This is a genomic window from Streptomyces sp. NPDC027189 (genome assembly GCF_055566975.1).
The window spans coordinates 118964-132428 of record NZ_JBVHRI010000009.1 but is presented as its reverse complement, the minus strand read 5'-3'; the positions used below and the strand labels follow the sequence as shown (position 1 = coordinate 132428).

General features: G+C 71.7%; 10 protein-coding genes and 2 pseudogenes. 10 read left to right on the top strand and 2 right to left on the bottom strand.

Going from position 1 to position 13465, the window contains the following annotated elements; all coding sequences use genetic code 11:
* Positions 1–122: 122 nt before the first annotated feature.
* The 8 genes from ACZ4RZ_RS23145 (at position 123) to ACZ4RZ_RS23110 (ending at position 8247) form a co-directional block, all read left to right on the top strand.
* Entirely contained in the window at positions 123–428 is a 306-nt protein-coding gene (locus ACZ4RZ_RS23145; protein WP_467747134.1) for a hypothetical protein, read from the top strand.
* A gap of 191 nt (positions 429–619) precedes the next feature.
* Positions 620–1798, top strand: coding sequence for an acyl-CoA dehydrogenase family protein (locus tag ACZ4RZ_RS23140; RefSeq protein ID WP_467747133.1), 1179 nt, complete (start codon positions 620–622; stop codon positions 1796–1798).
* Positions 1795–2709, top strand: coding sequence for a bifunctional MaoC family dehydratase N-terminal/OB-fold nucleic acid binding domain-containing protein (locus tag ACZ4RZ_RS23135; protein WP_467747131.1), 915 nt, complete (start codon positions 1795–1797; stop codon positions 2707–2709). Before ACZ4RZ_RS23140 ends, ACZ4RZ_RS23135 begins: the two co-directional genes overlap by 4 nt.
* Position 2710: 1 nt before the next feature.
* Positions 2711–3862: an acyl-CoA dehydrogenase family protein gene (locus ACZ4RZ_RS23130; RefSeq protein WP_467747129.1), complete on the top strand. Its 1152-nt coding sequence runs from the start codon at positions 2711–2713 to the stop codon at positions 3860–3862.
* Entirely contained in the window at positions 3859–4254 is a 396-nt protein-coding gene (locus ACZ4RZ_RS23125) for a MaoC family dehydratase (protein ID WP_467747127.1), read from the top strand. Before ACZ4RZ_RS23130 ends, ACZ4RZ_RS23125 begins: the two co-directional genes overlap by 4 nt.
* Complete coding sequence (locus tag ACZ4RZ_RS23120) at positions 4251–5417, top strand: lipid-transfer protein (RefSeq protein WP_467747125.1); 1167 nt, start codon at positions 4251–4253, stop codon at positions 5415–5417. Before ACZ4RZ_RS23125 ends, ACZ4RZ_RS23120 begins: the two co-directional genes overlap by 4 nt.
* A gap of 246 nt (positions 5418–5663) precedes the next feature.
* Complete coding sequence (locus tag ACZ4RZ_RS23115) at positions 5664–6218, top strand: SigE family RNA polymerase sigma factor (protein ID WP_467747123.1); 555 nt, start codon at positions 5664–5666, stop codon at positions 6216–6218.
* 352 nt (positions 6219–6570) lie between these two features.
* Positions 6571–8247 carry a long-chain fatty acid--CoA ligase gene (locus ACZ4RZ_RS23110; RefSeq protein ID WP_467747122.1) on the top strand — a complete coding sequence of 559 codons (1677 nt, stop codon included), beginning with the start codon at positions 6571–6573 and terminating at the stop codon, positions 8245–8247.
* 114 nt (positions 8248–8361) lie between these two features.
* On the opposite strand, the pseudogene ACZ4RZ_RS23105 reads toward ACZ4RZ_RS23110, so the two are convergent.
* Positions 8362–8781, bottom strand: a pseudogene (locus tag ACZ4RZ_RS23105) (MFS transporter); the annotation flags it as partial.
* Between ACZ4RZ_RS23105 and ACZ4RZ_RS23100 the strand changes: the two are divergent.
* Both ACZ4RZ_RS23100 and ACZ4RZ_RS23095 read left to right on the top strand, forming a co-directional pair.
* A pseudogene (locus ACZ4RZ_RS23100) lies at positions 8780–9055 on the top strand (TetR/AcrR family transcriptional regulator); the annotation flags it as partial. The pseudogenes ACZ4RZ_RS23105 and ACZ4RZ_RS23100 overlap by 2 nt on opposite strands.
* On the top strand, positions 9052–9231 hold the full coding sequence (locus ACZ4RZ_RS23095; protein ID WP_467747120.1) for a hypothetical protein: 180 nt from the start codon (positions 9052–9054) through the stop codon (positions 9229–9231). The pseudogene ACZ4RZ_RS23100 and the gene ACZ4RZ_RS23095, both read left to right, overlap by 4 nt.
* Here the strand turns inward: ACZ4RZ_RS23095 and ACZ4RZ_RS23090 are convergent.
* Positions 9228–13418, bottom strand: a complete 4191-nt coding sequence (locus ACZ4RZ_RS23090) for a response regulator (RefSeq protein WP_467747118.1) — start codon at positions 13416–13418, stop codon at positions 9228–9230. The two genes, ACZ4RZ_RS23095 and ACZ4RZ_RS23090, sit on opposite strands and share 4 nt — an antisense overlap.
* Positions 13419–13465: the final 47 nt, after the last annotated feature.

Genomic DNA, 13465 nt, shown 5'->3' with positions numbered 1-13465 from the left:
CTCTGAACTCGCGACGTCGTGAACAACTCCGAGGCGGACGGCCAACTGCCTTGGAACAAGCCGTATTTCACGTACATCCCGGTTCACTGCCGGTGCGTACAACCGGTTATGGAGGAATTCACATGGCAAGCATCCGTACCGCCCGCGTTCTCGCCGCCGTCGCAGCCCTGCCCCTCGCGGCCGCCCTCTTCACGGGTGTCGCGGCGGCGGGCAACGGCGCCTTCGCGGACGACGGATCGAACGCGGGAGTGGCGACCATCAGCGGCAGCGGGGTCGGCAACGACAACTACGGCAACTCCTCCACCACTCAGCAGCAGGCGGTCGGCTCCGGTGCCTCGAACCAGAACAACACGGCCCAGGTGAACGGCTCCGCCTTCACGGCCATCGACCAGTCGAACACCGTCGTCAACTTCACCAACCTCTGGTGAGCCGGGGGCCGATGCGCTCACATCGGCCCGGAGACCCCTGTGCGGGGTTGTGCTCTGTGGGGTGTCCGCGAGACGGGCGGACGCCCTTGCGGTGAAGGGGCATGGGGCGCCTCCGACGACCTTGACAGTCCGCGATATCTGACGGACAGTCAGAAACCCTTGCTCGTACGAGGTCCGGGAGGGCCGCCGCCGTGCACCTCGCCCCCACCGAGCGCCAGCAGCGGCTGCGCGCCGAGCTCCGTACGTACTTCCGGGACCTCATGCCCGAAGGCCCGCCGCCCGCAGACGACCACGGACGGCAGCGCGCCCTGCTGCGCCGCATCGGCGCCGACGGGCTGCTCGGACTCGGCTGGCCGGTCGCGTACGGAGGCCAGGGGCGCGGTGCGGACGAGCAGTTCGTGTTCTTCGACGAGGCGTACCGGGCCGGCGCGCCGGTGTCCATGGTCACGCTGAACACCGTCGGGCCGACACTCATGAAGTTCGGGAGCCAGGAGCAGAAGGACTTCTTCCTTCCGCGCATCCTGAGCGGGGACCTCGTCTTCGCCATCGGGTACTCGGAGCCCTCCGCGGGGACGGCCCTCGCCTCCCTGCGGACACGCGCCGTGCGGGACGGCGATCGCCGGGGTGACGGCGATTGGCTCATCGACGGGCAGAAGATCTTCACTTCCAACGCCCAGAACGCCGACTGGATCTGGCTCGCCTGCCGCACCGACCCGGATGCGCCCAAGCACCAGGGCATCTCGATCCTTCTCGTGCCCACGGACGCGCCCGGCTTCTCGTGGACGCCGATCGAGACGGTGGGCGGGCTGACGACCACGGCCACGTATTACGACGGGATCCGCGTCCCGGCCGCGAACCTCGTCGGCGAGGAGAACGGCGGCTGGGGGCTCATCACCAACCAGCTCAACCACGAGCGGGTCGCGCTCGCCGCGATCGGGATGCAGGCTGAGGACTTCTACGCGGCCGCGCTGGAGGCGGCGCGTACACCCGATCCAGTGACTGGGCGGCGGCGGATTGACGAGCCGTGGGTGCGATTCCGGCTGGCCGAAGTGCATGCCCGGCTGGCGGCATCACGCCTGCTCAACTGGCGTTTGGTGGGCGATGTGGGGGCCGGTCGACTGGCGCCGGGCGACGCGAGCGGCGTGAAAGTCGTGGGAACCGAATCCGCGGTCGCGGTGTACCGAATGTGTCAGGAAATTGTGGGAGCGGACGCGCTGGTGCGCTCCGGTTCGCCGGGGATGTTCGGGGACGGCGAGCTGGAGCGGATGAACAGGGCGGCACAGATCAACACGTTCGGGGGCGGGGTGAGCGAGGTGCAGCGGGAGATCGTGGCGACGATGCGGCTCGGGATGAAAAGGGGGCGGCGGTGAGCGACGAATTGGACGAACTGGTGGTGCGGTTGAAGACGTACGAGGGGCAGGCCGCGGCTGTCGCGGGCGTGGGCAAGGACCCGGTCAGCGAGCCGATGATCCGGCACTGGTGCGAGGCGATGGGCGACACGAATCCGGCGTACGCGGGGCCTGAGGCCATAGCGCCGCCCACCATGCTCCAGGCGTGGACCATGGGCGGTCTCTCCGGCCACGCGGGCCGCTCCGACGCGTACGACGAGCTGCTGGGGCTGCTCGACGACGCCGGGTACACCTCGGTGGTCGCCACCGACTGCGAGCAGGAGTACGTACGCCCTCTGCGCCCCGGGGACGAGATCACCTTCGACGCGGTGATCGAGTCGGTTTCCGAGCGCAAGACGACCAGGCTGGGGACGGGCCACTTCGTCACGACGCGGATGGATGTGCGCGCGGCAGGGGAGCTGGCCGGCACGCACCGGTTCCGGATCCTCAAGTACGCGCCCGCACGAAGGAAGCCGGAGGCCAGGCGGCCGCGGCCGGTCGTCAACCGGGACAACTCCGGGTTCTGGGAGGGCGTCGGGCAGCACAAGCTGCTCATCCAGCGGTGCGGCGGATGCGGGAGCCTGCGGTTTCCCTGGCTGCCGGGGTGCGGCGCGTGCGGCTGCCTGGAGTGGGACACGGTCGAGGCGAGCGGCGAGGGGGCGGTCTACTCGTACGTCGTCATGCACCACCCGCCCTTCCCGGCCTTCGACCCTCCCTACGCGGTCGGGCTGATCGAGCTCGCGGAGGGCGTGCGGATCGTGAGCAATGTGGTCGGGGTGCCGTACGACAAGGTGCGGATCGGGATGCCCGTACGGCTCCAATTCGAGCGGTACGACGAGGAGTTGGTGCTGCCGGTCTTCCGGGCCGGCGAGATCGACGGTGGGGGGAGCTGAGATGGACTTCACGCCGACCGAGGAGCAGGCGGCTGCCCGCGATCTGGCCGCGCGGATCTTCGGCGACCTCTCCACGCACGAGCGGCTTGCGGCGGCCGGAACCGGCAGCGACGCCGAGCTGTGGAAGGAGCTCTGCGCGGCCGGACTCGTGGCGGCCGTGGCGGACATAGGACTCCTCGGCCTGGTGCTCCTCCTGGAGGAGCAGGGGCGCACCACGGCCCAGGTGCCCTTCGCGGCGAGCTGTGTGTACGGGCTGCTGGCGGTGGCCGCGCACGGTTCACGGGAGCAGCGGGATCGGCTGTTGCCGGGGATCGGGGACGGCACGGTGGTGGTGAGCGGGGCCATCTCCGATCCGGGGGCTGTGCGGGAGGAAGCGGCGGGGCGGCTGAGCGGTGTCGTCCCTGTGGTGCCCTGGCTGCGGGACGCCACCCATGTGCTCGTCGCGGACGACCGGCGCCGGCTCTGGCTGGTGCGGACCGCCGAGGCGGGATGCGAGCCGGTGGAGCTGACGGCGCCCTGGTCGGCGGGACGGCTGACGCTCGACGGGACGCCGGGCGAGCGGCTGGGTGCGTCGGCCGTGCGGGAGCCTGCGGCTTCCCTGGCGCCCGTGGGCACGTCGCCCGGGTGGAAGGAGGCTTCCGTGGGTGCGTCAGTCGGGCGGGAAGAGCCCTCCGTGGATGCGTACGACGACGTGCATGCATACGAGGACGTCCTCGCCCTCGCGCGCACCGCCTTCGCGGGGCTGCAGGCCGGGGTGTGTGCGGGGTCGCTGGCGCGGGCCGTGGAACACACCAACGCACGGGAGCAGTTCGGACGTCCGCTCGCCGCCAAGCAAGGGGTTCAACTCCGGGCCGCCGACGCGTACATGGACACCGAGGCGATACGGGTGACGACATACGAGGCGGCGTGGCGCCGCGACGAGGGGCTGGCGTACACGACGCACGCCCTGACCGCCGCGTGGTGGGCGTCCGAGGCGGGACAGCGAGTGGTGCACACGAGCCAGCATCTGCACGGCGGGACGGGGGCCGACCTGGAGCACCCCGTTCACCGGCACTTCCTGTGGGGGCGGCAGCTGGACGCCCATCTGGGGTGCGGGAGCGAAGTGCTGCAGGAATTGGGGAAGTTGATCGTAGGCGGGGAGGTGCAGACATGAGGGTCGGCGACGCACTGCCGCCGCTGCAGATCGAGGTCACGCGCACGCTGATCGTGGCCGGGGCGATCGCGTCTCGGGACTACCAGGACGTGCACCACGACGCGGAGCTGGCGCGGCAGAAGGGTGCACCCGACATCTTCATGAACATCCTGACCACCAACGGCCTGGTCGGGAGGTACATCACCGACTGCCTCGGACCGGACGTGGTGCTCCGCAAGGTGGCCATACGCCTCGGCGCGCCCAACTACCCGGGCGACACCATGGTGTTGACCGGCTCGGTGGAGGAGATCGCGGGCGACACGGCGACGGTGCGGGTGGTCGGGGCGAACGGCATCGGTAGACATGTGACCGGGACAGTGACGGTCACTCTTCCGTCTGGGGGTCCCCGATGAGCGTACGGACGAGGGACCGCCTCGGCGGAAGGGCGGCGGTCGTCGGGATCGGGGCCACCGAGTTCTCCAAGGACTCCGGGCGCAGTGAGCTCCGGCTGGCGGTGGAGGCGGTGCGGGCCGCGCTCGACGACGCCGGGCTGACGCCGGGGGACGTGGACGGGATGGTCACGTTCACGATGGACACCAGCCCGGAGATCACCGTCGCCCAGGCGGCCGGAATGGGAGAGCTGTCCTTCTTCTCGCGGATCCACTACGGAGGCGGGGCGGCCTGCGCGACCGTCCAGCAGGCGGCACTCGCGGTGGCGAGCGGGGTGGCCGAGGTGGTGGTCTGCTACCGGGCGTTCAACGAGCGGTCGGGCAGGAGATTCGGTTCGGGCGTGCAGCAGCGGGAGCCGTCGGCGGAGGGCGCGGCGCTGGGCTGGTCATTGCCGTTCGGGCTGCTCACGCCCGCGTCCTGGGTGGCCATGGCGGCCCAGCGGTATCTGCACGCGTACGGACTGACGCCCGAGGCGTTCGGCCATGTCGCCGTGGCGGACCGGAAGTACGCGGCGACGAACCCTGCGGCCTACTTCCACGGCAGACCGATCACCCTCGCCGAGCACGCGGCCTCGCGGTGGATCGTCGAGCCGCTGCGGTTGCTGGACTGCTGTCAGGAGACGGACGGCGGCCAGGCGCTGGTGGTCACCTCGGTGGAGCGGGCCCGCGATCTCCCGCATTCCCCCGCGGTGATCACGGCCGCCGCCCAGGGCGCGGGCCGGGCACAGGAGCAGATGACCAGCTTCTACCGGGATGATCTGACCGGGCTTCCAGAGATGGGCGTGGTGGCCCGGCAGCTGTGGCGGACGGCCGGGCTGACCCCGGCGGAGATCGACGTGGGGATTCTGTACGACCACTTCACACCGTTCGTGCTGATGCAGCTGGAGGAGTTCGGGTTCTGCAAGCCCGGGGAGGCCGCGGACTTCGTCGCCGAGGAGCGGCTTCCGCTCAACACACATGGCGGACAGCTCGGGGAGGCGTATCTGCACGGGATGAACGGGATCGCGGAGGCGGTACGACAGCTCCGGGGCACGTCCGTGAACCAGATACCGGGGGCCGGCCGCGTCCTCGTCACCGCGGGCACCGGGGTTCCTACCTCGGGGTTGATTCTCGGGACGGACGGGTGAGGGCGTCCGAGTGTGCCCGGGGTGCAGCCCACTGTCCCGAGGTCCGGCCCACCGTCCCGAGGTCCCGTCCACTGCCCCTGTGTACTGCCGCGGTAGTCGTCCCTCAGGGATGAACCCTCAGGGTGCAGGCGCTGCTCATCCACCCTCAGGAGGTGGGGGCAACCCCCCTCCTACAACCTGAGGGGGACATCGCTTCGGGACCTGCGGCCGATCCGCGAGAGTAGGGGGCGAACCTAGCGTGGAGCCATGACCACACCCGTCTGCACCAGCGCTTCGAACGCCGCGACGCGGACCCTTCCGTACGCGCCGTACTCATCGTTCGCGTCGTACGTGAAGGCCCGCCAGCCGGTGCTGCTGCGTACCGCCCGGTCGCTCACCGCCAACCCGAGCGACGCCGAGGACCTGCTGCAGACCGCGCTGACGAAGACGTATGTCGCATGGGACCGGATCGAGGACCACCGGGCGCTGGACGGCTATGTACGCCGGGCGCTGCTGAACACGCGGACGTCGCAGTGGCGCAAGCGCAAGGTCGACGAGTTCGCGTGCGATGAGCTGCCGGAGCCGGAGGGGCTGCCCTCCTCGGACCCCGCCGAGCAGCAGGCGCTGCACGACGCGATGTGGCGGGCGATCATGAAGTTGCCGGCGCGGCAGCGGGCGATGGTCGTCCTGCGGTATTACGAGGACCTGAGTGAGGCTCAGACGGCGGAGGTGCTCGGGGTCTCGGTCGGGACGGTCAAATCGGCCGTTTCGCGTGCGCTGGGCAAGCTGCGTGAGGATCCTGAGCTGATCCCTGTGAGGTAGGTCGCACCGCCTCCTGCCCGGCTCCCGCTCGACGCATGTCTGGCCCACGCCCCTTCCCGCTCCATGCATGTCTGGCTCACGCCCCTTCCCGCTCCATGCATGTCTGGCTCACGCCCCCTCCCGCTCCATGCATGTCTGGCTCACGCCCCCTTCCGCTCCACGCATGTCTGGCTCACGCCCCTCCCGCCCCACGCACCGCAAAATCTGCCCGGCTCCTACCGAACCCCCGCCCGGCTCCCGTGCCGGCCGGAGCCCGTGGGACCTCCTGAGCTGATCGATCATCTCGGTGCCTAGTGACATACCGCGTGGTATGTGCGCAGAATCAGCGCAGCCCATTACTACCGCGCAGGCAATGTCGCCCCGGGAGGACGCCGTGCTGAGCACGATGCAGGACGTACCGCTGACTGTGACCCGCCTTCTCGTGCACGGGGCGCTCGTGCACGGTTCGTCGCAGATCACGACCTGGACCGGGGAGGGCGAGCCGCAGCGGCGCAGTTTCCGGGAGGCCGGGGTGCGCGCCGTTCAGCTCGCCCACGCCCTGCGTGACGACCTCGGTGTGACGGGCGACGAGCGGGTCGCGACGCTGATGTGGAACAACGCCGAGCATGTGGAGGCGTACTTCGCGATCCCCTCCATGGGTGCGGTTCTGCACACGCTCAACCTTCGCCTGCCCGCGGAGCAGCTCGTCTTCATCGTCAACCACGCCGCCGACCGCGTGGTCATCGTGAACGGCTCGTTGCTGCCGCTGCTCGCGCCGCTCCTCCCCCATCTGCCCACCGTGGAGCACGTGGTGGTCTCGGGCCCCGGTGACCGTTCGCTGCTCGACGGCGCGGCCGTGCGGGTGCACGAGTACGAGGAACTGCTCGCCGGGAAGCCGACGACGTACGACTGGCCGGAGATCGACGAGCGTCAGGCCGCGGCCATGTGTTACACCTCCGGCACCACCGGCGACCCCAAGGGCGTGGTGTACTCCCACCGTTCGATCTACCTGCACTCCATGCAGGTCAACATGGCCCAGTCGATGGGACTCACCGACCGCGACACCTCCCTCGTGGTGGTCCCGCAGTTCCACGTCAACGCCTGGGGTTTGCCGCACGCGACCTTCATGTCCGGCATCAACATGCTGATGCCGGACCGTTTCCTGCAGCCCGCGCCGCTCGCCGAGATGATCGAGAGCGAGCGCCCGACGCACGCCGCCGCCGTCCCCACCATCTGGCAGGGCCTGCTCGCCGAGCTGCACGCCAAGCCGCGTGACGTCTCCTCCCTCACCCAGGTCACCATCGGCGGCTCGGCCTGCCCGCCCTCGCTCATGGCGGCCTTCGATGATCTGGGCATGCGGGTCTGTCACGCCTGGGGCATGACCGAGACGTCGCCGCTCGGCACGATCGCCCGGCCGCCGGCCCATGCCGTGGGCACGGACGAGGAGTTCGGGTACCGGCTGACGCAGGGCCGCTTCCCGGCCGGCGTCGAGGCCCGCCTCACCGGACCTGGTGGCGAGCGGCTCCCCTGGGACGGCGAGTCCGCGGGCGAGCTGGAAGTCCGCGGCCCCTGGATCGCGGGCGCCTACTACGGTGGCCAGGGCGCCGAACCACTGCGCCCCGCCGACAAGTTCAGCGAGGACGGCTGGCTCAAGACCGGTGACGTCGGCACGATCAGCGCCGACGGCTTCCTGACCCTCACCGACCGCGCCAAGGACGTCATCAAGTCGGGCGGCGAGTGGATCTCGTCCGTCGACCTGGAGAACGCCCTCATGTCCCACCCGGACGTCACCGAGGCCGCCGTCGTGGCCGTCCCCGACGAGAAGTGGGGCGAGCGGCCGCTGGCCACCGTCGTCCTGAAGGTGGGCTCCACCGCCGACTTCGAGTCGCTGCGCGCCTTCCTCGCCGACGAGGGCAAGATCGCCAAGTGGCAGCTGCCCGAGCGCTGGACGATCATCGAGTCGGTCCCGAAGACGAGCGTCGGCAAGTTCGACAAGAAGGTGCTCCGCAGGCAGTACGCGGAGGGCGAGCTCGACGTGACGAGGCTCTGACCGACGCCAACACCGTCACAGACGCCGACACCGACACCGACACCGTCACCAACAGCGGCACAGAGGTACGCCGGGCGGGGCGCCCCAGGGCTCCCCGCCCGACGTGCACCCAAGTCATCGCCGTCCGGACGCCGACGACCGCCGTACGGACGCCATGGTCCACCCCAGCAGCAGCCACACCCCGGCCACCGCGCACACGCCACCCCATCCCCACTGCGCGAAGGAACTCCCCGCCAGTGCAGAGGCGAGTGCGCCGCCCGCGAAACCCGCGACCACATAGGCGGTGTTCGCGGTCGCCGGGGTCGAGGTCGTCGTCAACGCCAGGGTCTGGTTGGCGACATGGCTGGTCACCAGGGCGGCGTGGACCACGATCGCGGCGGCGCACAGCGTCCACAGCGTGCTCCCGCCGAGCCAGAACAGCGGTACGGACACGGCCGCGAGCAGATACGCGGACCGTACGACCTTGGCGGCGCCGAACCGGTCGACGAACCCGCCCGCGAGCGGCGCGACCGCGCTCGCGGTCAGGCCGAAAAAGGGCATCGAGTACGGCACGGCCGAACTCCCCGACGAGGCCGAGCGCCAGGAGCACTACGCCCGCAAGGCCGCCGCCATCGCCGGCGCGCAGGTCCGCGGCGTCATCAGCGACGAGATTCCCGCCAACGACCTGCTGTTCATGCTGCTCGCGCTCGCGGGCTGGTCCACGGTCGTACCGCAGATGCGCCGCATCCTGGTCGGCAACGAGGACGCGGACAGGAAGCGGGTACGGGCGTCGGTCATGGCGGCGGCACGGCGCCTCACCGCCAAGTGACGTACGGCAGGCCGGTAGTGACGTACGGCTGGTTGGCGCCGATGCGCGCCGACCAGTTCGTACGGATGCGTGTCGACCAGTTCGTACGGATGCGTCCCGACCGGTTGGTACCGATGCGTCCCGACCGGTTCGTGCGGATGCGGGTCGACCAGTTCGTACGGATGAAAGCCAACTAGTTCGTACCGATGCGCGCCAACAGGTCGACGATCCGGTCCTGCACCTCGGCGCTGGTCGAGCGCTCGGCGAGGAACAGTACCGTCTCCCCCGCGGCCAGGCGCGGCAGTTCGGCGTGGTCGACGGCGGCCGTGTAGACGACCAGCGGCGTGCGGTTCAACTGGCCGTGCGCGCGCAGCCAGTCCACGATGCCGGCGCGCCGGCGCCGTACCTGCATCAGATCCATCACCACCAGGTTCGGCCGCATCTGCGAGGCCAGCGTGACGGCGTCCGCGTCGGTCGACGCCCGCGCCACCTGCATTCCGCGCCGCTCCAGTGTCGCGGTCAGCGCCAGCGCGATCTCCGCGTGCTCCTCGATGAGCAGCACGCGCGGCGGGTGCTGCTCGGAGTCCCGCGGTGCCAGGGCCTTCAGGAGTACGGCGGGGTCGGCGCCGTACGCCGCCTCGCGCGTCGCCTGGCCGAGTCCCGCCGTCACGAGGACCGGCACTTCGGCGGCGACGGCGGCCTGGCGCAGCGACTGGAGCGCCGTGCGCGTGATGGGCCCGGTCAGCGGGTCGACGAAGAGCGCGGCCGGGAAGGCGGCGATCTGTGCGTCGACCTCCTCGCGCGAGTGCACGATGACGGGCCGGTAGCCGCGGTCGCTCAGCGCCTGCTGGGTCGTGACGTCCGGCGCGGGCCAGACGAGCAGCCGCCGCGGGTTGTCCAGCGGCTCCGGGGGCAGCTCGTCGTCCAGGGGCCGCGGCTGCGGCTGGTCGGCGACCTCGACGGCACCGCCGGGACCGTCGAGCGGCTCGGGGCCCTCGGCGGCGTCCTCGTCCGGTGCTCCTATGGCGTACGACCGTCCGGCGCCCTCGGTGGCTCCGGGCAGCCGGGGCCCGGGGGCCGTCGGTGCCTGTCCGGCCTGCGGGTGCGGACGGGCCGCCGTCTCCGAACGCTCGGCGGCGGGCTCGGGGGGCGTACCGAGCTTGCGGCGACGGCCGCCGCCGTTCGTCTGGTGCGGCGGAGGCGTGGGGGCCTGGGGCTGTGGCTGGGCCTGCGGAGCGGGCTGGTCCGGAGCGGGCTGGCGGGCGAACGGGACGCCCTGGCCGAGCGTCCGCACGCTGATCGCCCGTCCCTGCGTCGAGTTGGGGTCGACGGGGGCCGCGGCCTCGGCGGGCAGGGGCTGCGCGACCCTCGGCTGCGCCGGGAGCTCAGGGGGGAGCGGGGTACCCGGGGCGGGGGTCGGCTGAGCGGCGGCGGGGGCCGTGCTCCGTGCCGGGGCTCCGGGCTGTGCGGACGCCGCCGCGGGGGGTACGGGGGTCGGAGTTCCCGCGCCCGACGTGTCGTTGGCGTTGGTGGCGGTGTTCGCGTTCGGCCACGGCTGCGGCGCCGGAGCCGGGACCGGCACCGAGGCAGCGGTGGGCGGCTGGGGCTGCGCCGGGGTGCCGGCGGCCGGGGTGGCCTGGGCGGCAGCAGCGGTCTGCCGTGTTGGCGTGGTCTGTGGCGCCTGCCCTGTCTGCGCGGGAACCGGCCGGCCGGCGACGGCCGTACCCGGGACGCCCTGTGCGGGGACACCCTGCGCAGGCACGGTCTGGCCGGGTACCCCCGGTGCCGGAACCGACTGCGCCGGAACCCCCTGTGCGGGCGTCCCCACGGCATCCGGCTGACCCGGAGTACCCGGGGCACGGCGAGCGCGCCGCCGTCCCGTCGGAGTGGAAACGGGGTGCGGCTGCGGCGGAGTGTGATCGTCGGCCGGGTCGTGCAGCATCGCGTCATGGCGGCCGTCGTCGCCCTGCTCGTGCCCGACGAGACCGCTGTCGGCCTGCTGAACCTGGACCTGGCCCTGCGCCTGCGCGTACTGGGGTGAGCGGTCCGCGTCCGCGGGCGGCAGCGCGAACACCGTACGGGCGCCCGCCTCCTGCGCGGCGGCACGCTCGGCCGCGGCGGCCAGCGCACGCCGGCGCCGCCCGGTCGGCTGCCCCGCGTCGGCGGAGCCACTGGCGTCCGGTGCATCCGGTGCGACGGGCGTACTGGGCGCCGCGGGCAACGCGGGCGGCAGCGCATGCTGTTCGCCGTCCCGTCGCGCGCGCCGGCCGGAGGGCACCGGCACCCCTTGCGGAGGCACCGTCCCGCCGAGCCCCGTACCCACGGCCGCGGTCCCCGCCGCATGCTCGCCCGCCATGACGACCGCGCCTTCGGAGACGCCGCCGCTCACATCAGGGGCCGTATCCTCGGCCGGACTCGGCCGTCCCCGCCGCCGCCCGGTGCCTCCGGAACCGGAGGCTCCGCCGTCACCGGGGCCCTCGACTCCCGACGCCTGGGCGGGAACGGACACTTCGCCGTCCCCCGCACGGCGGCGGCGCCGCCCCGTGGGAGCGTCCCCGCCCGTCTCGACAGCCGTGGTGTCGGACTCCCCGGCCACCTCGCTCTCCAGGAAGGCGTCCACGGAGGACCGCCGGGCCCGCCGCCTGCCACCGCCCTGGTGCGAGGCCTGCTCGGGAAGGGCGACCTCGGTACCGGGGGAGCTCTCGGGAGCGGGAACCGTCCCGGCCCCGCCCCCGATCGGCACCTCGAGCACGAACGCGCTGCCGCTCATCCCCGGCACCTCGTGCGTCTGCAGCACACCGCCGTGCGCGCGCACGATCCCGCGCACGATCGGCTCGTGCACCGGGTCTCCCCCGGCGTACGGCCCGCGCACCTCGATACGGACGCCCTCACCGCGCTGAGCCGCCGCCACGACGACGGTGTTGTCCATGTAACCGCCCGCCGACACCGGCGCGTTGCCGGTCGCGTCGACTCCGGCGACGTCCGCGATGAGATGCGCGAGGGCGTTCGCGAGCCGAACCGGGTCGACCTCGGCCTCGATCGGCGGCGCGTGCACGGCGAACTGGACGCGTCCGGGCCCGATCAGCTCGACGGCACCGTCGACACCGGCCGCGACGACCGCGTCGAGCATCACCTTCGTACGGGAGATCTCCTCGGCCCCGGAGTCGAGCCGCTGATAGCCGAGGACGTTGTCGACGAGCGTCGTGATCCGCGAGTAGCCGGCCGCGAGGTGGTGGAGCACCTGGTTGGCCTCGGGCCACAGCTGACCGGCGTCGTCGGCGGCGAGCTTGGAGAGTTCGCCGCGCAGCTGGTCGAGGGGCCCCCGCAGGGACTGGCTGAGCACGGCGAGCAGCTGCTCGTGCCGCGCTGTCAGCGCCTCGTACCGGTCCTTCTCGCGCTCGCCGAGCGCCGCGTACCGCTCGTCGCCGGACGCGAGTTCCTCCTCGTGCCGCTCGCTCAGCTCGGCCAGCTCGGCCTCGTGCCGCTCGCGCAGCGTCTTGAGTTCCCCGGCGTGCTCGTCGGCGATGCGTACGAGCTCCTCGGCATGCCGGGTGGCCTCGGCGTCCTTCTCCTCGGCGAGGGTGTCGTACGGCCGCCGGTCGGTGAAGGTCATCACGGCGCCGACGAGCTGTTCCCCGTCCCGCACCGGCGCGGTCGTGAGGTCGACCGGCACCTTGTTCCCGGCCTTCGACCACAGCACCTGCCCGCGCACCCGGTGCTTGCGCCCGGAGCGCAGGGTGTCGGCGAGCGGCGACTCCTCGTACGCGAAGGGCTCGCCGTCCGCGCGCGAGTGAAGGATGAGGGCGTGCAGATCCTGGCCGCCGAGATCGCTGGCCCGGTAACCGAGTATCTGAGCGGCCGCCGGATTGACGAGGACGACCCGCCCCTCCGTGTCCGTCCCGACCACGCCCTCGGCCGCGGCGCGCAGAATCATTTCGGTCTGTCGTTGCGAACGCGCGAGTTCGGCCTCGGTGTCGACGGTGCCCGACAGATCGCGTACGACAAGCATGAGCAGCTCGTCAGGGGTGGGGCCATAGCTGTCGTAGGCCTGCTGGCCGTTCTCCAGATTCGCACTGGTGACTTCGACCGGGAACTCGGTGCCGTCGGTCCGCCGCGCGATCATCCTGGTCGGCTTGGTCCGCCCGCGCTCGTCGATGGTGTCGGGCCGCCGCATGGATCCGGGGATCAGCCGGGAGTCGAACTGCGGCAGCAGATCGAGCAGCCCCCGGCCCACCAGAGCCGTGCCCGGGGCCTCGAAGGCCTCCAGGGCGATGGTGTTGGCGTTGACGACGGTCCCATTGGCGTTGACCAGCACCAACGCATCGGGCAGCGCGTCCAGTATGGCTGCGAGGCGAGCAGCGCCTCGGGATGGCCTGCTGCTCACGAGACGCTTCCTCCCTGTTACCGCACCTTGCCGACCGCGGATGCCAT